17 protein-coding genes are annotated in these 20,732 nt (G+C 56.3%); 9 read left to right on the forward strand and 8 right to left on the reverse strand.

The features are described from left to right. Window positions 1-3 precede the first annotated feature (3 nt). The 4 genes from EL29_RS20455 (at window position 4) to EL29_RS20470 (ending at window position 6,791) form a co-directional block, all read left to right on the forward strand. The gene (locus EL29_RS20455; RefSeq protein ID WP_015701085.1) at window positions 4-1,389 is read left to right on the forward strand and encodes an efflux transporter outer membrane subunit; all 1,386 of its coding nucleotides are present in this window, start codon (window positions 4-6) and stop codon (window positions 1,387-1,389) included. Between the two features lie 96 nt (window positions 1,390-1,485). Next, window positions 1,486-3,636, forward strand: coding sequence for a bifunctional acyl-ACP--phospholipid O-acyltransferase/long-chain-fatty-acid--ACP ligase (gene aas, locus EL29_RS20460; RefSeq protein ID WP_028715975.1), 2,151 nt, complete (start codon window positions 1,486-1,488; stop codon window positions 3,634-3,636). Continuing rightward, window positions 3,633-4,826, forward strand: coding sequence for a lysophospholipid transporter LplT (lplT, locus tag EL29_RS20465; protein WP_013024379.1), 1,194 nt, complete (start codon window positions 3,633-3,635; stop codon window positions 4,824-4,826). Before aas ends, lplT begins: the two co-directional genes overlap by 4 nt. A 315-nt stretch (window positions 4,827-5,141) precedes the next feature. After that, a complete protein-coding gene (locus tag EL29_RS20470; RefSeq protein ID WP_019106715.1) occupies window positions 5,142-6,791 on the forward strand; it encodes a methyl-accepting chemotaxis protein in 1,650 nt (549 codons plus the stop codon). Between the two features lie 88 nt (window positions 6,792-6,879). Here EL29_RS20470 and ridA read toward each other — a convergent pair whose 3' ends face one another. The 4 genes from ridA to argF all read right to left on the reverse strand — a co-directional run bounded on the left by ridA (window position 6,880) and on the right by argF (window position 10,013). Then, a complete protein-coding gene (ridA, locus tag EL29_RS20475; protein ID WP_014606727.1) occupies window positions 6,880-7,266 on the reverse strand; it encodes a 2-iminobutanoate/2-iminopropanoate deaminase in 387 nt (128 codons plus the stop codon). 82 nt (window positions 7,267-7,348) lie between these two features. Continuing rightward, on the reverse strand, window positions 7,349-7,813 hold the full coding sequence (gene pyrI / locus EL29_RS20480; protein ID WP_013024382.1) for an aspartate carbamoyltransferase regulatory subunit: 465 nt from the start codon (window positions 7,811-7,813) through the stop codon (window positions 7,349-7,351). Window positions 7,814-7,824: 11 nt separating this feature from the next. Next, on the reverse strand, window positions 7,825-8,760 hold the full coding sequence (pyrB, locus tag EL29_RS20485) for an aspartate carbamoyltransferase (protein WP_013024383.1): 936 nt from the start codon (window positions 8,758-8,760) through the stop codon (window positions 7,825-7,827). 245 nt (window positions 8,761-9,005) lie between these two features. Next, window positions 9,006-10,013, reverse strand: a complete 1,008-nt coding sequence (gene argF, locus EL29_RS20490; protein ID WP_019106716.1) for an ornithine carbamoyltransferase — start codon at window positions 10,011-10,013, stop codon at window positions 9,006-9,008. A gap of 163 nt (window positions 10,014-10,176) precedes the next feature. Here argF and rraB point away from each other — a divergent pair, with 163 nt between their 5' ends. Both rraB and miaE read left to right on the forward strand, forming a co-directional pair. Continuing rightward, window positions 10,177-10,599 (forward strand): ribonuclease E inhibitor RraB, encoded by a 423-nt coding sequence (gene rraB, locus EL29_RS20495; RefSeq protein WP_028715976.1) that lies wholly within the window; start codon window positions 10,177-10,179, stop codon window positions 10,597-10,599. A gap of 56 nt (window positions 10,600-10,655) precedes the next feature. After that, on the forward strand, window positions 10,656-11,417 hold the full coding sequence (gene miaE / locus EL29_RS20500; RefSeq protein ID WP_028715977.1) for a tRNA isopentenyl-2-thiomethyl-A-37 hydroxylase MiaE: 762 nt from the start codon (window positions 10,656-10,658) through the stop codon (window positions 11,415-11,417). 5 nt (window positions 11,418-11,422) lie between these two features. On the opposite strand, the gene EL29_RS20505 is transcribed toward miaE, so the two are convergent. Further along, on the reverse strand, window positions 11,423-11,959 hold the full coding sequence (locus EL29_RS20505; protein ID WP_033766275.1) for a GNAT family N-acetyltransferase: 537 nt from the start codon (window positions 11,957-11,959) through the stop codon (window positions 11,423-11,425). Window positions 11,960-12,009: 50 nt separating this feature from the next. On the opposite strand from EL29_RS20505, the gene EL29_RS20510 reads away from it, so the two are divergent. Beyond that, complete coding sequence (locus tag EL29_RS20510; RefSeq protein ID WP_028715979.1) at window positions 12,010-13,230, forward strand: hypothetical protein; 1,221 nt, start codon at window positions 12,010-12,012, stop codon at window positions 13,228-13,230. 48 nt (window positions 13,231-13,278) lie between these two features. Here EL29_RS20510 and EL29_RS20515 read toward each other — a convergent pair whose 3' ends face one another. The 3 genes from EL29_RS20515 to pepA all read right to left on the reverse strand — a co-directional run bounded on the left by EL29_RS20515 (window position 13,279) and on the right by pepA (window position 18,179). After that, window positions 13,279-16,134, reverse strand: coding sequence for a valine--tRNA ligase (locus EL29_RS20515; RefSeq protein WP_028715980.1), 2,856 nt, complete (start codon window positions 16,132-16,134; stop codon window positions 13,279-13,281). Window positions 16,135-16,139: 5 nt separating this feature from the next. Next, window positions 16,140-16,598, reverse strand: a complete 459-nt coding sequence (locus EL29_RS20520; RefSeq protein ID WP_013024391.1) for a DNA polymerase III subunit chi — start codon at window positions 16,596-16,598, stop codon at window positions 16,140-16,142. Between the two features lie 69 nt (window positions 16,599-16,667). Further along, a complete protein-coding gene (pepA, locus tag EL29_RS20525; protein ID WP_013024392.1) occupies window positions 16,668-18,179 on the reverse strand; it encodes a leucyl aminopeptidase in 1,512 nt (503 codons plus the stop codon). Window positions 18,180-18,446: 267 nt separating this feature from the next. On the opposite strand from pepA, the gene lptF reads away from it, so the two are divergent. Together lptF and lptG are read left to right on the forward strand one after the other, a co-directional pair. Beyond that, window positions 18,447-19,547, forward strand: coding sequence for an LPS export ABC transporter permease LptF (gene lptF, locus EL29_RS20530; RefSeq protein WP_013024393.1), 1,101 nt, complete (start codon window positions 18,447-18,449; stop codon window positions 19,545-19,547). After that, window positions 19,547-20,623, forward strand: coding sequence for an LPS export ABC transporter permease LptG (gene lptG / locus EL29_RS20535; RefSeq protein ID WP_014595186.1), 1,077 nt, complete (start codon window positions 19,547-19,549; stop codon window positions 20,621-20,623). The genes lptF and lptG overlap by 1 nt, the downstream gene beginning before the upstream one ends. The last annotated feature ends 109 nt before the right edge of the window (window positions 20,624-20,732 follow it).

The raw sequence follows: 20,732 nt of genomic DNA on the forward strand, positions 1-20,732 counted from the left end.
ATCATGAAATCACGTCTTCCGGCCGTGCTGGTGCTGCTGTTGAGCGGCTGTACTGTTGGCCCCGATTACCAACGCCCTTTGATGGCGATGCCGGTTCACTACAAAGAGGCCAGAGGCTGGCAGCAGGCGACGCCCCAGGACGATCGGCACAAGGGCGAATGGTGGTCGGTGTACCAGGATGCCACGCTAAACAGCCTGCTCAGTCAGGTCAGCCTCTCTAACCAGAATGTGGCTGAATACGCGGCGCAGTATCGCCAGGCGCAGGCGCTGGTGGCGCAGTCCCGGGCGGCGCTGTTTCCCACCCTGGATTATGACGCCAGTACGACGCGGAGCGGCAGCCACACTGACAGCACGCGCACCACCAGCAGCAGCCATCAGGCGGCGCTGAATGCCAGTTGGGAGCTGGATTTATGGGGCAAACTGCGTCGGACACGGGAAGAGGATCAGGCCAGCGCGCAGGCCAGCGCAGCGGAACTCGCCAATATCACCCTGAGCGCCCAGACCGAGCTGGCGGAAGACTACTTCCAGTTGCGCATCATGGACGAAAAAATTGGTTTGTATCAGCAGAGCATCGCCGCCTATCAGCGCTATCTGAGCGTGATACAGAACCAGTATCAGGCGGGAACGGAATCCCGTGCCACGGTGGCACAGGCGCAGCAACAGCTGGAGAGCGCCAGCGCCTCGGCCCAGGATTATCAGTGGCAGCGCGCCCAGATGGAACATGCGATCGCCCTGCTGGTGGGCAAAGCGCCTGCGGATTTCAGCCTGCCTGCCGCAACCCTGACGGCAACCTTACCGGCGATCCCCGGCGGCTTACCGGCCGAACTGCTGCAGCGCCGTCCCGATATCGCCATGGCCGAGCGTAAAATGGCGGCAGCCAACGCGGCGATCGGGGTTGCCACCGCCGGGTACTATCCCGATCTCACCCTCAGCGCCAGCGGCGGCGTGAGCGCCTCTGCGCTGCATAACCTGTTCGCGTTACCTAACCGTGTCTGGTCGCTGGGACCCGAGCTGAGCGGCTCGCTGCTGGACTTTGGCGCCACCTCGGCCAGTGTGGATCAGGCCCGCGCTGCCTACGATGCCAGCGTGGCGAACTATCGACAGACGGTGCTGACGGCGATGCAGGATGTCGAAGACCGCCTGGTGGAACTGAACACGCTGCAGGGCGAAATCGCCGCACAGCAGCGCGCCACCGCCGCCGCGCAGACTTCGGCGCAGGTCACACGCAATCAGTATGAGGCCGGGATGATTGACTATCTGGATGTGGCGACAACCGAAAACAGCAGCCTGAGCGCGCAACAAAGTTTACTGACGCTGAAAAGCACACAGTGGGTCAGTAGCGTGGCGCTGATCGCGGCGCTGGGCGGCGGCTGGCATACCGCACCATGAAGGCGGCATAGCGCTGAAATCTGCCAATAATCAGTTGTCGATTACGGCTAAATCCTGCATCGTGAGTGGCTATTTTTAAGATGCTAAGGAGCCGGCATGTTATTCACCTTTTTCCGCCTGGTATTCCGCCTGCTGTGGCGGGTTGAACTCCGGGGCGATCTCGCTGAACTGCATAAGCAGAAGGTGCTGATTACCCCGAATCACACCTCGTTTCTGGATGGGGCGCTGCTGGCGCTGTTTCTGCCCATCAAACCGGTTTTTGCGATTTACTCATCGATCAGCGAGCACTGGTTTTTACGTCTCATCAAGCCGTACGTGGATTTTGTTCCGCTCGATCCCACTAAACCTTTGGGGCTGAAGCAGCTGGTGCGGCTGATCGACAGCGGGCGTCCGGTGGTCATTTTCCCGGAAGGCCGGATTACCGTCACCGGATCGCTGATGAAAATTTACAGCGGGGCCGGATTTGTCGCGGCAAAATCTGGTGCCACCGTGGTGCCGATGCGCATTGAAGGCGCCGAGTTTACGCCGTTTGGTCGCCTGGCGGGCGTCTTTAAGCGTCGTTTGTTTCCGCGCATCACACTCAGCATTTTACCCGGCACCCATATTCCGATGCCTGAAGCGAAACGCGCCCGTGATCGTCGCGTGCTGGCCGGTGAACACCTGCATCACATTATGATGGAAGCACGCATGGCCGTGCGCCCACGGGAAACCCTGTTTGAGGCTTTCCTCAATGCCCGCCAGCGCTACGGCGCGTTTAAACGCTGCATTGAAGATGTGAATTTCAAACCGGACAGCTATACCGGTTTACTGAAAAAAGCGTTGGGCGTCGGACGGATTCTGGAGCGTTACAGTCAGCCCAACGAGTACGTAGGGCTGCTGCTGCCTAACGCCACGGTCACCGCGGCGGCTATCCTGGGCGCTTCCCTGCGTGGGCGCGTGCCTGCGATGCTGAACTATACCGCTGGCGTAAGCGGCATGCGCGCGGCGCTGACCGCATCAAAAGTGAAAACCGTGTTTACGTCCCGCCAGTTTCTGGACAAGGGCAACCTGTGGCACCTGCCGCAGGGCCTGACAGAGGTACAGTGGATCTACCTGGAAGATCTGAAGGATACCGTCACGCTCAAAGACAAGCTCTGGATACTGGCGCATCTGATCGCGCCGCGCCAGGCCCAGGTGGCGCAGCAGCCGGAAGAGGCCGCGATGGTGCTGTTTACGTCGGGATCGGAAGGCCATCCCAAAGGCGTTGTGCACTCGCACAAAAGCCTGCTGGCCAACGTTGAACAGATCCGTACCGTGGCAGACTTTACGCCGCGCGACCGTTTTATGTCGGCCCTGCCGCTGTTTCATGCTTTTGGCCTGACCGTGGGGCTGTTTACACCGCTGATGACCGGGGCGCAGGTCTTTCTCTATCCCAGCCCGCTGCACTACCGGATCGTGCCGGAGCTGGTTTACGACCGTAACTGCACCGTTCTGTTTGGGACCTCCACCTTCCTGGGCAACTATGCCCGCTTTGCCCAGCCCTATGACTTTGCGCGACTGCGCTACGTGGTGGCCGGGGCAGAGAAGTTGCAGGAAACCACGCGCCAGCTGTATATGGACAAGTACGGCATTCGTATTCTGGAAGGCTATGGCGTCACCGAATGCGCGCCGGTGGTGGCGATCAACGTGCCGATGGCCGCGAAAGCGCATACCGTGGGCCGTATCCTGCCGGGAATGGATTCTCGCCTGATGTCGGTGCCGGGCATCGAAAACGGCGGGCAGCTACAGCTGCGTGGCCCTAACATCATGAAGGGCTATCTGCGGGTCGAGAACCCCGGCGTGCTGGAAACCCCGGCCGCTGATAACGGCGAAGGCCAGAGTGAAGCGGGCTGGTACGATACCGGCGATATCGTCAGCTTTGATGAGGGCGGCTTCTGCCAGATTCAGGGGCGAGCCAAACGCTTTGCCAAAATAGCCGGTGAGATGGTGTCACTGGAGGTGGTCGAGCAGATTGCCCTGAAGGCCTCTTCGGATAAACAGCATGCGGCCTCGCTGCGCCCTGACGGTAATCGAGGTGAAGCATTGGTGCTGTTTACTACCGACAGCGAACTGGCACGCGAGAGCCTGCAAAAAGCCGCGCGTGAGCTGGGGGCTGCCGAGCTGGCCGTACCACGCGACATTCGCGTGGTAAAAACGTTGCCCCTTCTGGGCAGTGGTAAACCTGACTATGTCACGCTGAAAAACATGGCGGAAGAGGAACAGGCATGATCGTAGAACGTGATGCGCCGTTATTGTCGCGCGGCATGATAGCGGTAATGGTGGCGCAGTTTTTCTCCGCGTTCGGCGATAATGCCCTGCTGTTTGCCACCCTGGCATTATTAAAAAACCAGTTCTATCCCGACTGGAGCCAGCCGATCCTGCAGATGCTGTTTGTGGCAACCTATATCCTGCTGGCCCCGTTTGTGGGGCAGATGGCGGACAGCTTTGCCAAAGGGCGGGTCATGATGTTCGCCAACAGCCTGAAGCTACTGGGTGCGATGATCATCTGCTTTGGCTTCAATCCCTTCCTGGGTTACACCCTGGTGGGGATCGGCGCGGCGGCGTATTCGCCCGCCAAATACGGCATTCTTGTGGAAATCGCCCATGACGAGAAGCTGGTCAAAGCCAACGGGCTGATGGAAGCTTCCACCATTGCGGCGATCTTACTGGGCTCGGTGGCGGGCGGCATCCTGGCTGACTGGAACCTGGTTGCCGCGCTGGCGGTCTGTGCCTTGACCTATGCCGTGGCGGTAACGGCGAACCTGTTTATCCCCAAACTGCACGCCGCGCGTCCCGGCCAGAGCTGGAACTTCGCGGCCATGCTGCGCAGCTTTATTGCCGCAACGCGCGTACTGTGGAACAACGCTGAAACGCGTTTCTCCCTGCTCGGGACCAGCATGTTCTGGGGTGCAGGCGTCACGCTGCGTTTTCTGCTGGTGTTGTGGGTGCCGGTAGCGTTGGGGATCCAGGATAACAAAACCCCGACCACGCTGAATGCCATGGTGGCGGTCGGTATCGTCGTGGGCGCGGCGCTGGCGGCCAGGCTGGTTACGCTGGAGACTGTGCGCCGCTGTATGCCTGCCGGTGTGCTGATTGGGATCGTGGTGGTAATTTTCTCGCTGCAACATACGCTGCTGAATGCTTACCTGCTGCTGTTAGTGATTGGCGTACTCGGCGGTTTCTTCGTGGTTCCGCTTAACGCGCTGCTGCAGGAGCGGGGCAAACAGAGCGTGGGATCCGGTAATGCCATCGCGGTACAGAACCTCGTTGAAAACACCGCCATGCTGGTGATGCTTGGGCTGTATACCTTAGCCATTCGGGCTGGCGCGCCCGCGGTGGCGACCGGCATGGGCTTCGGCGCACTGTTTGCACTGGCGATTGCCGTGCTGTGGCTGTGGCGGCCGTCCTCCCGCCCTTGATGTCACCACGGCGGGGCGCGCTGGCCCCGCCGTTTGGCTTTTCCTTCCTGCCTCGAAATCAACGTCTCTCCCTCTGTCACAATCCTTTAATTACCGATGCAGTATATTCAAAATAATATAGTTTGTTTGGTGATTGTTTTTGTTTGTTATTTTATTTTATTTTATTCACGATAATTTTTTACGATGCATAATTAATTTAAACTTGAAATCGAATTCAACGTTAAAAAATTTGAAATAAATATTTATTTAATATTGCCGATTAATTTCTGGCTTCCTTCGGGAATTAGCTCGGAGGAAAGAAAGGAGCTCGGTTTAATGAATATGACGCAAAGACTCTCTCTGGCTTTTTCGCTTTTAGCAGGTTCGTTAATTATTCTAGGGATCGTAACTATCTCACTTCTCGCGGGTTTTCAGGCGCGATTTGAATATGTGCAGGTCAACACGATTGATTCGCTCAAGGTGCTGAACCGGTTGGTGGACGAAAGTAATCGCCTCTCCGTGGCGTTATATCGTCATCAGACCGAAGACGAGATCGGTAAACTGGCCAGCCTTGAAGCTGTGATCCAAAAACGCATTGAGGATATTTCGACATTAACAAAATATTATGTCGATAATGATATTACTAATGACGAGGATCGGGCGATGACGGATAAGTCACTCCAGCTGATCGCGGCGGTAAAACAAAACCTTCCGGCGTTTCTTAACGCCTCCCGATCGCATCAGAACGCACTCAGCCTGGCGCTGTTAAGTGATGATGAAGGCATCGGCGGCGCCATCACCCAACTCAAAAGCAGTTATCGCAATCAGTTTGACTTTAACAGCAAAATTGGCGAAGCGTTGCGCCTGCAAAACCAACATATCTACCTGCAGACCAAATGGGGCATGGCCGCCGGTATTGCCCTGACGATTATCGGGCTGGGCATGCTGACGATCTTCACCATCCTGCGCGTCCGCCGCAGCCTGAAGGCCATCGGTGATGTGATGGAGCGCGCCAGCACCCGTCTTGATCTCTCCCTAAAGGCGGATGACAGTCGCCGCGATGAAGTCGGCATCATGGCGCGGTCGTATAATCGCCTGATGGAAAGCATCTCTTCTGCCCTGCACGCGGTCAGCAGCGCCTCACAGTCGGTCAGCAGTGCATCGGCACAGATTGCGGCAGGCAATGAAGATTTGTCGGCCCGCACGGAAGAGCAGGCGGCCTCGCTGGAGCAAACCGCGGCCAGCATGACCCAAATCAGCGAAACCGTCAGGCAGACCGCAGACAACACGCGCCAGGCAAGTCACCTTGCAGAAAACACGCGCAATCTCTCTGACACCAGTTCTGCGGCACTCAATACCATGCTGAATACCATGGCCTCGATTCGCGACAGTTCGGGCAAGGTGGGCGACATCATCACCCTGATTGAAGGCATTGCGTTTCAGACCAACATTCTGGCGCTCAATGCGGCGGTTGAAGCGGCACGTGCCGGCGAACATGGGCGCGGCTTTGCCGTCGTAGCAGGCGAAGTGCGCAACCTGTCGCAGCGTTCCACCACCGCTGCCCGTGAAATCAAAGGGCTGATTCAGTCGTCGAACGCGTTGATCGAATCGGGAACCTCCCAGGCGGATAACGTGAACCACAATATGGAGACGATGCGCGGTGCGGTCAGTCAGGTCACCGATCTGGTTAACGAAATCGCTGCGGCGGCCACCGAGCAGAGTCAGGGAATTTCGCAGGTCCATCAGGCGGTCAATCAGATGGACGATGTGACTCAGCAGAATGCGGCCCTGGTCGAAGAAGCCTCAGCCGCGTCGCTCTCTCTACAGGAACAGGCCGATACGCTTGCTGCGCTGGTGCGGAAGTTTACGCTTGCCGGTCCGTCGGCCTCAGGGGAGACGCCACAGCGCAACCCTGCAGCCGTCAGGGCACCTAAACCGGTGCTGGCACTGGCGACAAGTGGGCAGGATAACTGGCAGCGTTTTTAAGCGGACGGTTTGAAAATATAACGAAAGGTCGGCGGTCAGTTACGCCAGACTGAAAGCCGCGTGCGCACGCAGTGCGCACGCTTTTTTATCAGCGACGCAGCGCGATCGCTTCAATCTCAATCTTCACATCTTTGGGCAGACGGGCCACTTCCACGCAGGAGCGCGCCGGGAAGGGCGCATTGTGCTCGGTAAAGAAGGCTTCGTAGGTGGCGTTTACGGTCGCAAAGTCATTTAAATCTTTCACGAATACCGTGGTTTTCACGATATCGGCAACCTTCAGGCCCGCCGCTTCGACGATCGCCTTCACGTTTTCCAGCGACTGGCGCGCCTGTGCCGATACGTCTTCAGCAACGTCGCCCGTGGCCGGGTTCACCGGAATCTGACCCGAGGTGATGATCATGCTGCCGAGATCAACGCCCTGCACGTAGGGGCCGATAGCCGCTGGGGCTTTTTCCGTACTGATTTCACGAGACATCATTTCTCCTTAGAGTAAGGCCGGGGCAGCAAAGGCGCTGCCCGCCATAAAACGCGGTTCATTATAAGCGCGGCAGGGCCGATTAAAAGTGACCCAATACCACATGACGGGCGAACTCTTTCTCACAGTATTTACACTTGAGGTGTACCTCATCGGCGCGGTGCTTAACGGCGAAGCTGGAGAACACCGGTTCGCTGCGGCTGATGCAGTTGCTGTTCGGGCAGGTCAGCACCCGATCGATGCGATCCGGTAGCGCAGGGGCGATCTTGGCCACCACTTCATAGTCATCAATGCGGTTGACGGTGGCGTGCGGCGCATAAAACGCCAGCTGATTGATCTGATCTTCCGTGAGATAGGTGTTCTCGATCTTAATCAAATCTTTGCGGCCCATCTCCCCCGACGGCAGATTCAGGCCGATGGTGATGCGCTGGTCGGTTTCGGTCAGGCGAAACAGCGACAGGAGCTTAAAGCCTACCTGCGCAGGGATGTGATCGATAACCGTGCCGTTTTTGATGGCTTCGACCTGCAGTTTGTTATCCTGGCTCATACTGTCACTCCTTACAGGGCGGTGTCGCTGTTTAAAACCAGTGCCAGTAAAGCCTGGCGTGCGTAGATGCCGTTACCGGCCTGCTGGAAGTACCAGGCGTACGGCGTGCTGTCCACGTCGGTGGTGATTTCATCGATGCGCGGCAGCGGGTGCAGCACCTTCATGTTGTCGCGCGCACCGTTCAGGTCTGCGGCGCGTAAAATAAACTGCGCTTTGACGTTGGCATATTCTGAAGGGTCAAGCCGCTCTTTTTGCACCCGGGTCATGTAGAGAATATCCAGATCCGGCATTACCTCTTCAAAGCTGTCGTGACGTGACCAGGTGATATTCTGCTCGTCCAGCATATCGGTAATATACGCCGGCATCGCCAGCGCATCCGGGGCGATAAAGAAGAAGCGGTTGCCGTCAAACTTCGCCAGCGCCTGGGTCAGAGAGTGCACGGTGCGCCCATATTTCAGGTCACCCACCATCGCCACGTTCAGGTTGCTGAGGCGCCCCTGGGTTTCACGAATGGTGAACAGGTCCAGCAGCGTTTGCGTTGGGTGCTGATTTGCGCCGTCTCCGGCATTCAGAATCGGGATGCCGTTGGAAAACTCAGTGGCCAGCCGCGCGGCGCCCTCCTGCGGATGACGCATCACGATGGCATCCACGTAGGTGCTGATAACCGAAATGGTATCGGCCAGGGTTTCCCCTTTTTTACCCAGTGACGTATTGCTGCCATCGGCGAAGCCCACCGCAGAGGCGCCCAGGCGATGGATGGCGGTTTCAAACGACAGCCGGGTGCGGGTCGAGGCCTCAAAGAAGCAGCTGGCGATCACATTATGTTTCAGCAGTTCCGGCTGGGGATGTGCTTTAAGCTGCGCAGCGGTGTGCAGGACCAGCTCCAGCTCGTCGCGGCTGAGATCGTTAATTGAAATGATATGCTTGCGATATAGCGGGTTAGCCATAGCTCTCTCCTCTGCGGCGCGGCCGGATTGCGGACAAAAAAAAGCCCCTTAGAAAGGGGCTTTTTTAAGATCGGTTCGATGACGGAAAGAAACAGCGGTGCCGCCTGCGTTGAGGCGAGGTAGCGCGTCACATTGTGCACGATGCTGTTGCATGTTTCCTCCGGCAAATTGTGGCGCATTATACGCCATCAGGCATGCGCATCAAGGAAAAATCGCGCCACAGGTAAACGTTTGCGGCAGCCCGATTAGCGCTGTCCCAGCGTGGCCACCATCACCGCTTTAATGGTGTGCATCCGGTTTTCCGCCTGATCGAATACGATGCTGTGCGCCGACTCAAAGACGTCATTGCTGACCTCCATGCCATCCTGCAGGCCGTACTGTTCCGCCATCTGACGGCCCAGCGTGGTCTGATCGTCATGGAAGGCCGGTAAGCAGTGCAGGAATTTCACCTGCGGATTGCCGGTCAGCGCGAGCATCGCGTGATTGACCTGATAGCCGCGCAGCAGGGCAATACGTTCTTCCCACACCGCTTTGGCTTCACCCATGGAAACCCAGACGTCGGTATAGATGAAATCGGCGCCTTTCACGCCCTCGGCAATATCTGCCGTCAGGGTGATTTTGCCGCCGGTCTGTTCGGCAACCTGACGGCACTGAGCCACCAGGTCGGCTTCCGGCCAGCAGCTTTGCGGCGCGACCATACGCAGATCTAAGCCAACCTGTGCCGCCGCTTCCAGCATGCTGTTACCCATATTGTTGCGAGCATCGCCCACGTACACCAGGGTCATCTCACTGAGCGGCTTGCCTGGCAGATGCTCCTGCATGGTCAGCAGATCGGCCAGCAGTTGCGTTGGGTGGAACTCGGTGGTCAGGCCGTTCCATACCGGCACGCCAGCATGTTCCGCCAGGGTTTCGACCAGTGCCTGACCGTAACCCCGATACTGAATACCGTCATACATGCGGCCTAACACGCGCGCGGTGTCTTTCATCGACTCTTTATGGCCGATCTGGCTGCCGCTTGGGCCGAGGTAAGTGACGTTTGCCCCCTGATCGTAAGCGGCAACTTCGAAAGAGCATCGGGTACGGGTCGAGTCTTTTTCGAAGATGAGCGCGATGTTTTTGCCTTTCAGGTACTGGGTTTCACTGGCGGTTTTTTTTGCGCGTTTTAATTCGGCGGACAGGGTAAGCAAGTAGTCAATCTCAGCCGGGGTAAAATCCAGCAGCCTGAGGAAATGACGTTGATACAACTGACTCATACAGCACTCCGGTACGGGGTTTATAATGAATTAAAATTCAATTTAACCGTATGAATATGCATTTTCAACCCTGGCGAGAATAATCTTTTCTGTTTTGTGTAGTGGCGCGACAGGCAGTATGGGAAAATAATCACTTATTGCCGAACTCAGAGAGGATATCGCCATGGCATTTGAAGCATTGTTGGAAGAGCAGCGTGAAGAGACGCGGCTGATCATCGAAGAACTGTTAGAGGATGGCAGCGATCCCGATGCGCTCTATACCATTGAGCACCATCTCTCCTGTAACAACTTCGACTCGCTGGAAAAAGCGGCGGTGGACGCCTTTAAACTGGGCTATGAAGTCACCGAGCCAGAAGAGCTGGAGCTGGAAGACGGCACTACCGTGATGTGTGTGGACATCCTCAGCGAAGGCGCGCTGAAAGCGGAGCTGATTGATGCCCAGGTGGAGCAGCTGGTGAACCTGGTAGCTAAATACAACGTCGACTATGACGGCTGGGGTACCTACTTCGAAGACCCGAACGCCCAGGATGACGACGAAGACGACGGCGAGACTATCGACGAAGACGACAACGGCATTCGTCACTAATCAACACCGGCGGAGCCTGCTCCGCCTTTTCTGTTCTCCGGCCCTGTCTGACATCCATGAATTACGCACCTTTACTTGAACCGATACATCAGTTTTTGCTCTGCCGCACGCCTCAGTCCTGGATCCTTGAGGCGCGTAAACCAGAAAACCTGATCCTGCTGCTCACCGACCATCTGGTATGCGAACTGAAAGCGGCCCAGACCGCCGTGTGGCTGATCCGCAAATACGTTGCCGACAAACCCAGCGGTGACCGGATTCTGGCGTGGCTGAAGCCTTACGAGAATTTTATCTTCCGCGAGGACGGCGACAGCGATTTTATCAACGCCCATAAAAATCTGACCAAAGCCATTATTGTGCGTAACGAGCTTCCCTGGGCGGACGATCTGGTTGAGAAAATGGTGCTGCTGATTAAAGAAGAGCTGCATCACTTTTATCAGGTGTGGGAAATTATGCAGGCGCGCGGGCTGGTCTATCAGAAAATCACCTCAAGCCGTTACGCCAAAGGCCTGCTGCGTGAAGTGACCACCCACGAACCCGATACGCTGGTGGATAAGCTGATTTGCGGTGCCTATATTGAGGCGCGTTCCTGCGAACGCTTTGCCAGCCTGGCGCCTTATCTGGATAGCGAATTAGAGAAGTTTTATATCTCGCTGCTGCGTTCAGAAGCCCGGCATTACCAGGATTACCTGGCGCTGGCCGCGCAGATCTCACCGAAAGACATTTCGGCGCGCGTGCGGGCGATTGGGGAAGCGGAGGCCAGGCTAATCAGTGAACCGGACACGGAGCTGCGCTTTCACAGCGGTGTTCCGGCGTTTTAAGCGCATTACAGCGTTTTCAGCATCCTGAACTCGCAGTCACCATGTCCGGTACAGCCCAGCGCATGGTCGATGCGGGCAAAACCCAGCGATTCATAGAGCTTAATGGCGCGGGTTAAGCTGCCGGTGGTTTCCAGATAGCAGCGGCGAAAGCCCCGCTGACGCGCGTGCGCCATGGCTAAAAGCGCCAGTTCACGCGCCACGCCGAGGCCACGGATGCCCGGCAGGAAATACATCTTTTGCAGCTCACAGATATCCGGCGAGCTGCAGGCGAGGGGGGCAATGCCGCCGCCGCCCATCACTTTTCCCTGATGTTCCACAATCCAGTAGGCGCTGTGCCCGGCGCTGTAAAGTTCATAAAGCTGGTCCAGGTTGGGATCGGCCACGGTATAGCCTTTGTCAGCCGTCAGGCCAAATTCCGCAGAAACGTCGCGGATCACCCGGGCGATATGAGGATTGTCGTCGGCGACGATAGGACGCAGCAAGGGTTGCGGCTGAGTATCAGGGATCATAACGGGGTAGCGTGACGGAATCAGGTTAGACATGCGTCAGAAATAGCATTATCGTCGGGCAAAAGCAATAATGTTCACCGTGCATGGAGGCGTATAACGTGTTTTCCCGTTTCAGTTTTAAAACCATTAAAGACCTTTTCCCTTTCTTTATTATTGTCGGCTTTATCAACGTCTGGGCATATTTTCAATGGATTGGCAGGCCGGATGTTTTTCCGCTGATAATAAATAATGTGACTGGCGTTATTGCTATTCTTATCACCTCGATACTGTTTTTCAGCGTATTTTCGGTCACGTTACTTATTCCCTCCGGGTTCTGTTCAATATCCTCCGCGCAAAAGGGCAAAAAAGCTCGCCCGATGCGGCGCTATAACGAAGGCTGCTGCGCGATCACCACCTTTAGCGCCTTCCTGACTATTTTCACATGGCTTTATTTTGGCAGCACTACACGCGCCTGGCTGATTCTCCCCGCGGCATTCGTTGTGGCTTTGTGCGTACACAGCCTGGTGAATCACCGGATTAATCGCCACCGGCAACAGCGCCAGCGCCAGCTGCTTGCCAGGCTCAAGCGCATTCGGTCGGCTGAGAACGGACTAACTGCAAAATGTAAAAGGCGTTTTTTGCTGGCAGAAATAAGCCTGAATGTCATTAGCATCAATCTCTCTTACACGCTTTTCTCTGTTGCTGTCTCTGTTCTCTCTTTTTTTCCTCTGTTGTTTCTATTGCCAGGTGATATCTATTTCTCAGCGAAAAATACCCTGCCGCAGTATTTTATTATTACCGGTTTATATCTGCTGCTCTTTATGCCGGCGCTGTTCTCACTCTTGACCAATAAAATAAAAGCGCATCATGGCTTCAAACCCATTTTGGCGTTTTCACCTGGTCTGGTCATCGGCGTGTTTACGCTGTTTTCTGTTCAGCTGGTGCAGATTAATCAGCGTGCGATTGAAATCGTCGGCATGGCGTCCTGGCACGAAAAGGTGTTTTCCGTGCCCTCGAAAGACTTCCCGGCCTATTACTTTCCCGCGTCGGTCTGGGGGCCCAGTAAAGCGACGGGCGATGCACGTTTGATTACAGGCATCGAGGCATTTACCAACGGCGAAACCCACCTGATCTGCCCGGCACGTTTAAAGGCGCTCAGGCAAAGGGCGCTGAAAAGGAATGCCTTCCTATGGCAGGCAGATGAGAAAGCCAAAGCGGACCTGGTTGGCATGAGCCAGAACTGTCTCTTGATTAAGGGCGATAAGGTGACGACGGCGGCGGTCTTGAACGCGCTACTCCCCAATGCGCCGCAAATGAAGCCATAAAAAAGCCCACGTCGGCGCGTGGGCTTTAGCGAAAGCAAACCAGAACGATTACAGCGCGGCAATCACCGCCTGCTGTTCAATCAGTTTTGCTTTTGACTGTTCCATCTCGGCGACGCGCTCGCGCTCTTTGGCAACGACCGCTTCCGGGGCACGGGACACAAAGCCTTCGTTAGCCAGCTTGGTCTGGATCTTCTCGATTTCCACATCCAGCTTCAGCAGCTCTTTGGCCAGGCGCTCCAGCTCGGCGGTTTTATCCACCAGATCCGCCATCGGGATCAGCAGCTCGGCGCCTTCCACGATTTTGGTCACCGACACCGGGCCTTTCTCGCCCGCAGGCAGAATGGTCAGGCTTTCCAGTCGCGCCAGGCGTGACAGGAAGTTACGGTTGGCCTCAACGCGGCGCTGGGCCGCCTGGGAGCAGTCGCGCAGCAGCACATCCAGCAGCTTGCTGGGCGCGATGTTCATCTCCGCACGGATATTACGGACCGCGATGATCGCCTGCTTCATCCACTCGATGTCGGCTTTGGCTTCGGCATCTTCTTTCGCCGTATCAAACTGCGGGAACGGCTGCAGCATGATGGTGTCATCGCTGATGTTTTTCAGGCCTTTCACGCGCTGCCAGATAGTTTCCGTGATAAACGGAATGATCGGGTGCGCCAGGCGCAGCAGCGCTTCCAGTACGTGAACCAGCGTATGGCGCGTGCCGCGCAGCTCGGATTCACTGCCGCTGTTCATGACCGGCTTAGTCAGCTCCAGGTACCAGTCGCAGAACTGGTTCCAGGTGAAGTCATACAGGATGTTGGCAGCGATATCGAAACGATAGCTGTCCAGCGCCTCACGGTAGGCTTTTACCGTGTGGTTGAACTCGGTCAGAATCCAGCGATCCGCCAGCGACAGCGTCATCTCGCCGCCGTTCTGACCGCAGTCCTGGTCTTCGGTGTTCATCAGCACAAAGCGGCTGGCGTTCCACAGCTTGTTACAGAAGTTGCGATAACCTTCCAGGCGCTTCATGTCCCAGTTGATATCACGGCCGGTTGAGGCCAGCGCCGCCAGCGTAAAGCGCAGGGCATCGGTACCTGATGGCTCAATGCCGTTCGGGAACTGCTTCTCGGTACGCTTGCGGATTTTTTCCGCCAGCTGCGGCTGCATCATGTTGCCGGTGCGTTTTTCCAGCAGATCTTCCAGCGAAATGCCGTCAACCATATCCAGCGGGTCAATCACGTTACCCTTGGATTTCGACATCTTCTGGCCTTCTTCGTCGCGGATCAAACCGGTCATGTAGACGGTTTTAAACGGCACCTGCGGCTTGCCGTTTTCATCTTTGATGAAGTGCATGGTCAGCATGATCATGCGGGCAATCCAGAAGAAGATGATGTCGAAGCCACTCACCAGCACGCTGGTGGGGTGGAAGGTGCGCAGGGCTTCGGTATTTTCCGGCCAGCCCAGCGTCGAGAAGGTCCACAGGCCTGATGAGAACCAGGTGTCCAGCACGTCATCGTCCTGGCGCAGCGCCACATCGGCGCCCAGGTTGTTCTCAGCGCGAACCTCGTCTTCGGTACGACCCACATAAACGTTGCCGTCGTTGTCATACCAGGCCGGAATACGGTGGCCCCACCACAGCTGACGGGAAATACACCAGTCCTGAATATCACGCATCCAGGAGAAGTACATGTTCTCATACTGCTTCGGTACAAACTGAATATCGCCATTCTCAACCGCTTCAACCGCGACTTTTGCCAGCGGTGCCGTACGCACGTACCACTGATCGGTCAGCATCGGCTCGATAACCACGCCGCCACGGTCGCCGTAAGGCACGGTGAGATCATGCGGTTTGATCTCTTCCAGCAGACCCAGCTCGTCTACTGCAGCCACGATGGCCTTACGGGCGGCAAAACGCTCCATCTTCTGGAAAGCAGCAGGAATCGCGTCGCTGTAAGCGGTGCTGGCTTCGCCGTTGGTGTCATAAACCTGGGCGCTTTCACGGATATCGCCGTCGAAGGTCAGGATGTTAATCATCGGCAGCTTATGACGACGGCCCACTTCGTAGTCGTTGAAGTCATGCGCCGGGGTGATTTTCACGCAGCCGGTGCCTTTTTCCATATCGGCGTGCTCATCGCCCACCACAGGAATCAGGCGGTTAACCAGCGGCAGCATGATAAATTTACCGATCAGATCTTTGTAACGCGGATCTTCCGGGTTTACCGCCACGCCGGTATCACCCAACAGGGTTTCCGGACGGGTGGTCGCGACGACCAGATAATCTTTACCGTCGGCAGTTTTCGCGCCATCGGCCAGCGGATAACGGATGTGCCACATCGAGCCTTTGCTCTCGCGGTTTTCCACTTCCAGGTCAGAGATTGCCGTACGCAGCTTCGGATCCCAGTTCACCAGGCGCTTGCCACGGTAAATCAGGTTTTCTTTGTACAGGCGCACAAACACTTCTTTCACCGCATTAGACAGGCCATCGTCCATGGTGAAACGCTCGCGCTCCCAGTCAACCGAGTTGCCCAGGCGGCGCATCTGGCGGGTAATGGTGCCGCCCGATTCAGCTTTCCACTGCCAGATTTTGTCGATGAACGCATCGCGACCGTAATCCTGACGGGTTTTGCCTTCTTCTGCGGCGATCTTGCGCTCAACCACCATCTGGGTGGCGATGCCTGCGTGATCGGTACCGGCCTGCCACAGGGTATTTTTGCCCTGCATGCGCTGGTAGCGGATCATGGTGTCCATGATGGTTTGCTGGAAGGCGTGACCCATGTGCAAGCTACCGGTGACGTTCGGCGGCGGGATCATGATGCAAAAGCTTTCCTGGCTGGTGTCGCCATTCGGTTTGAAGTAGCCCTGCTTTTCCCAATGCTCGTAAAGCGGCTGCTCGATATCTTGCGGGTTATATGTCTTATCCATTTCTGCTATGTCGTTTGCGGCTGTGGCGGCGTTGCCGTATTCAATTGGAAGCCAACGCTGCGATACGCTTTGTAGCGATCGCGCGCCAGCTGTTTGAGAGCGTCTTCGTAAGGAACGAAGTCTATCACTTCATGGAAAGCAGTAGCAAAATCTGCGAACTGCGGCAGCAGGCTGATCAGCAGGTCGCGTGGCGAATTGCCCCGACGCTGCGGCCATGCCAGCTCAACCGGTGCGCCGTAGCGCGGACCTTCCCCGGCGAGATTGTGCGGCACAAAGGCGTTGGCGGGGCGCTGCCACAGCGCCTCATCAAGCCGAATGGCTTGCTGCTCATCTTCACAGGCGATGAGCACCCGCTTACCGGCCCGCCAGCGTGTTTCCGCCAGATCGCACACCAGCGCTTCAACGGCGCTTAAGCCATCGCTGGATGCATCGGTTTCCAACACGTAGAAGGTTGCGTTTTTCATCGAATTGCCTGTTTAAAGAAAAGAAGGGCGGAGTAAGCTCCGCCCCGATGGGTTCGGTGGTCCGTACGATCAATCGTCGCCGTTCAGGCCAGCACGATTCAACAGGAACTGCGACAGCATCGGCACCGGACGACCGGTGGCGCCTTTGGCCTTGCCTGAACGCCAGGCGGTACCGGCGATGTCCAGATGCGCCCAGTTATATTTGCGCGCAAAACGGGCCAGGAAGCAAGCGGCGGTAATCGCCCCACCCGGACGGCCGCCAATGTTCGCCATATCGGCGAAATTGGATTCCAGCTGTTCCTGATACTCATCGGCCATCGGTAAACGCCAGGCGCGGTCGCCAGACTGCTCCGAGGCACCAATCAGTTCATGCGCCAGCGGATTGTGGTTCGACAAGAGTCCGCTGACGTGATGACCCAGGGCAATAACGCAGGCGCCTGTCAGTGTGGCAACGTCAATCACCACTTCCGGATCGAAGCGTTCCACGTAGGTCAGCGCATCACACAGCACCAGGCGGCCTTCAGCATCGGTATTTAACACTTCAACCGTCTGACCGGACATGGTGGTCAGCACGTCGCCTGGACGCATGGATTTGCCGTCCGGCATGTTCTCGCAGCCGACCAGCACGCCCACCACGTTCAGCGGCAGATTCAGTTCGGCGACCATGCGCATCACGCCATAAACCGAGGCCGCGCCGCACATGTCGTACTTCATCTCATCCATGCTGTCCGCAGGCTTGATGGAGATACCGCCGGAGTCAAACGTCAGCCCTTTGCCAACCAGCACAATCGGGCGCGCGTCGGTATCCGGGTTGCCTTTGTACTCAATGACCGACATCAGGGATTCATTATGCGATCCCGCGCCCACCGCGAGGTAGGCGTTCATGCCCAGCTCTTTCATCTGCTGCTCGCCAATCACGCGGGTCGTGATGTTCTTGCTGTAGGCATCCGCCAGCTGGCGCGCCTGAGATGCCAGGTACGCAGGATTACAAATGTTAGGTGGCATGTTGCCCAAATCTTTTGCCGCTTTCACACCGGCGGCCACCGCCAGCCCGTGCTGAATGGCGCGCTCACCGCTGGTGAGTTCACGGCGCGTCGGCACGTTAAACACCAGCTTACGCAGGGGACGACGAGGCTCCGCTTTGTTGCTCTTCAACTGGTCGAAGTTATACAGCGCCTCTTTCGAGGTTTCGACGGCCTGACGCACTTTCCAGTAGGTATTACGCCCTTTGACGTGCAGTTCGGTCAGGAAGCACACGGCCTCCATCGAGCCGGTGTCATTCAGCGTGTTGATGGTTTTTTGGATCACCTGCTTGTACTGGCGCTCGTCCAGCTCACGCTCTTTACCGCAGCCAATCAGCAGAATACGCTCTGACAGGATATTCGGCACATGATGCAGCAGCAGCGTCTGGCCCACTTTGCCTTCCAGTTCACCGCGGCGCAGCAGGGCGCTGATATAGCCGTCGCTGATCTTATCCAGTTGCTCGGCAATCGGTGACAGACGACGCGGTTCGAAAACACCAACTACAATGCATGCACTGCGCTGTTTTTCCGGACTACCGCTTTTTACACTGAACTCCATGCACTCTCCTGAATCTTAAAGACAACGGCCGCTGCTGCCGCTAGAATGTAGCGCATTCGTGACCCATTTATTAAGCGAAGCATTAAGACACATGCTGCTGGAGGTCATAATGGATCAGGGTGACAAGATGTTGTTTTTTCATCACCCAAACGCGATTACCATACATTTCTAGCGTCGACGACGGCCATTTATGAAGAAAAATGGCTAATAAGCGTTGAAATTAGCGATTTTCCTGCAAAAAGACAAGTTTTCACAGGCGTATTAAGCGTGATCATTATTAGATATCTGGTTCGGGAAACGCTCAAAAGCCAGCTGGCTATCCTGTTTATCCTGCTGTTGATCTTCTTCTGTCAGAAGTTGGTGAGGATTTTAGGGGCTGCGGTGGATGGCGAAGTGCCGACAAACCTTGTTCTGACGTTGTTAGGACTCGGCGTGCCTGAAATGGCACAACTTATTTTGCCCCTAAGCCTGTTTCTGGCGATTTTAATGACGCTCGGGCGGCTGTATACGGAAAGTGAAATTACCGTTATGCATGCCTGCGGCCTGAGTAAGGCGGTGCTGGTCAAAGCGGCGATGGTGCTGATGCTGTTCACCTCGGTGGTGGCTGCGGTTAACGTCATCTGGCTTGGCCCCTGGTCGTCGCGCTATCAGGAACAGGTCACTCAAAACGCTAAAGCGAACCCTGGTGCGGCTGCTCTGGCTGCGGGACAGTTCCAGACCTCCAGCGACGGTAGCGCCGTGCTGTTCCTTGAGAACGTCAAAGGCAATCAGTTTGGTCACGTCTTCCTGGCCCAACTGCGGCCAAAAGGGAATGCGCGGCCTTCCGTGGTGCTGGCCGACAGCGGGCACATGGAACAGAAGAAAGACGGCTCACAGATTGTGACCCTGGATAAAGGGACCCGATTTGAGGGAACGGCGTTGCTGCGTGATTTCCGCATCACCGACTTCACTAACTACCAGGCTTACGTAGGTTATAAGCAGGCTACGCTGGATCCTAACGATGTAGACCAGGCCACGTTTGCTACGCTGTTATCGAACAAAACGCCTGAATTCAGGGCTGAGCTTCACTGGCGTATTACGCTGGTCTTTGCCGTGCTGGTCATGGCCTTGATGGTGGTGCCGCTCAGCGTGGTCAACCCGCGTCAGGGACGCGTGCTCTCGATGCTGCCCGCGATGCTGCTGTACCTGATTTTCTTCCTGCTGCAGAGTTCGCTGCGCTCAAGCGGGGCGAAAGGCCGCCTCGATCCGGCTATCTGGATGTGGGTGGTGAATATTAGTTATCTGGCGTTAGCGATCGTGCTTAACCTGTGGGATACCGTGCCGATGCGTCGAATTCGTGCGCGCTTTACACGCGGAGGATCGGTCTGATGTTTCGCGTTCTCGATCGTTATATCGGTAAAACGATATTTAATACCATCCTGATGACGCTGTTTATGCTGGTCTCGCTGTCCGGCATTATCAAGTTCGTCGATCAGCTGCGTAAAACCGGACAGGGTGCCTACAGCGCGCTGGATGCAGGTTATTACACCTTGCTGAGTGTGCCAAAAGACATCGAAATCTTCTTCCCAATGGCGGCCCTGTTAGGTGCATTGCTGGGGCTGGGAACGCTGGCGCAGCGTAGTGAACTGGTGGTCATGCAGGCGGCGGGCTTTACCCGCATGCAGGTGGCCCTGTCGGTGATGAAAACGGCGATTCCGCTGGTGCTGCTGACCATGGCTATCGGCGAGTTTGTCGCCCCTCAGGGCGAGCAGATGGCGCGTAACTTCCGTGCGCAGCAGCTCTATGGTGGCGCGCTGGTGTCGACGCAGAGCGGTTTGTGGGCCAAAGACGGCAACAATTTCATCTACATTGAACGTGTTAAAGGCGACGATGAAATTGACGGCGTCAGCATTTACAACTTCACTGACGATCGCCGTTTACAGAGCGTCCGCTATGCTGCAACGGCGAAATGGAATAAAGACAAGAAGTTGTGGGTGCTGTCTCAGGTGGACGAATCGAATCTGACCGATCCGAAACAAATCACCGGCTCACAAAGCCTGACTGGCGAGTGGAAAACCAGCCTGACCCCAGACAAACTGGGCGTGGTGGCGCTGGATCCGGATGCGTTGTCGATTACCGGCCTCTACGATTACAGCAAATACCTGAAGCAGAGTGGTCAGGAGTCTGGCCGTTACCGGCTGAACATGTGGAGCAAAATCTTCCAGCCGCTGTCCGTAGCGGTCATGATGCTGATGGCGCTGTCGTTTATCTTTGGTCCGCTGCGTAGCGTATCCATGGGCGTGCGCGTGGTCACCGGGATCAGCTTCGGCTTCCTGTTCTACGTACTGGATCAGATTTTTGGCCCGCTCAGCCTGGTTTATGGTCTGCCGCCGATTTTCGGCGCGATACTGCCCAGCTTTGCCTTCTTTGCCATCAGTCTGTTTATGCTGATAAAACGGCGATAGATGCTGACAGTCAGAAAGGCCGCGCGATGCGGCCTTTTTTTATGGGCGGGCAGACAATAAAACGTTATTTCAGGCTAAGGATGTCTGTCACAGACATAAGGTGCGGTGC

Source organism: Pantoea ananatis LMG 2665 (assembly GCF_000710035.2).
In the GTDB taxonomy this organism is placed as follows: domain Bacteria; phylum Pseudomonadota; class Gammaproteobacteria; order Enterobacterales; family Enterobacteriaceae; genus Pantoea; species Pantoea ananatis.

Bases quoted from the DNA above. Each gene is read 5' to 3' on its own strand.
- EL29_RS20455 (WP_015701085.1), top strand. From the start codon at position 4: ATGAAATCACGTCTTCCGGCCGTGCTGGTGCTGCTGTTGAGCGGCTGT.
- aas (WP_028715975.1), top strand. From the start codon at position 1,486: ATGTTATTCACCTTTTTCCGCCTGGTATTCCGCCTGCTGTGGCGGGTT.
- lplT (WP_013024379.1), top strand. From the start codon at position 3,633: ATGATCGTAGAACGTGATGCGCCGTTATTGTCGCGCGGCATGATAGCG.
- EL29_RS20470 (WP_019106715.1), top strand. From the start codon at position 5,142: ATGAATATGACGCAAAGACTCTCTCTGGCTTTTTCGCTTTTAGCAGGT.
- ridA (WP_014606727.1), bottom strand. From the start codon at position 7,266: ATGTCTCGTGAAATCAGTACGGAAAAAGCCCCAGCGGCTATCGGCCCC.
- pyrI (WP_013024382.1), bottom strand. From the start codon at position 7,813: ATGAGCCAGGATAACAAACTGCAGGTCGAAGCCATCAAAAACGGCACG.
- pyrB (WP_013024383.1), bottom strand. From the start codon at position 8,760: ATGGCTAACCCGCTATATCGCAAGCATATCATTTCAATTAACGATCTC.
- argF (WP_019106716.1), bottom strand. From the start codon at position 10,013: ATGAGTCAGTTGTATCAACGTCATTTCCTCAGGCTGCTGGATTTTACC.
- rraB (WP_028715976.1), top strand. From the start codon at position 10,177: ATGGCATTTGAAGCATTGTTGGAAGAGCAGCGTGAAGAGACGCGGCTG.
- miaE (WP_028715977.1), top strand. From the start codon at position 10,656: ATGAATTACGCACCTTTACTTGAACCGATACATCAGTTTTTGCTCTGC.
- EL29_RS20505 (WP_033766275.1), bottom strand. From the start codon at position 11,959: ATGTCTAACCTGATTCCGTCACGCTACCCCGTTATGATCCCTGATACT.
- EL29_RS20510 (WP_028715979.1), top strand. From the start codon at position 12,010: ATGGAGGCGTATAACGTGTTTTCCCGTTTCAGTTTTAAAACCATTAAA.
- EL29_RS20515 (WP_028715980.1), bottom strand. From the start codon at position 16,134: ATGGATAAGACATATAACCCGCAAGATATCGAGCAGCCGCTTTACGAG.
- EL29_RS20520 (WP_013024391.1), bottom strand. From the start codon at position 16,598: ATGAAAAACGCAACCTTCTACGTGTTGGAAACCGATGCATCCAGCGAT.
- pepA (WP_013024392.1), bottom strand. From the start codon at position 18,179: ATGGAGTTCAGTGTAAAAAGCGGTAGTCCGGAAAAACAGCGCAGTGCA.
- lptG (WP_014595186.1), top strand. From the start codon at position 19,547: ATGTTTCGCGTTCTCGATCGTTATATCGGTAAAACGATATTTAATACC.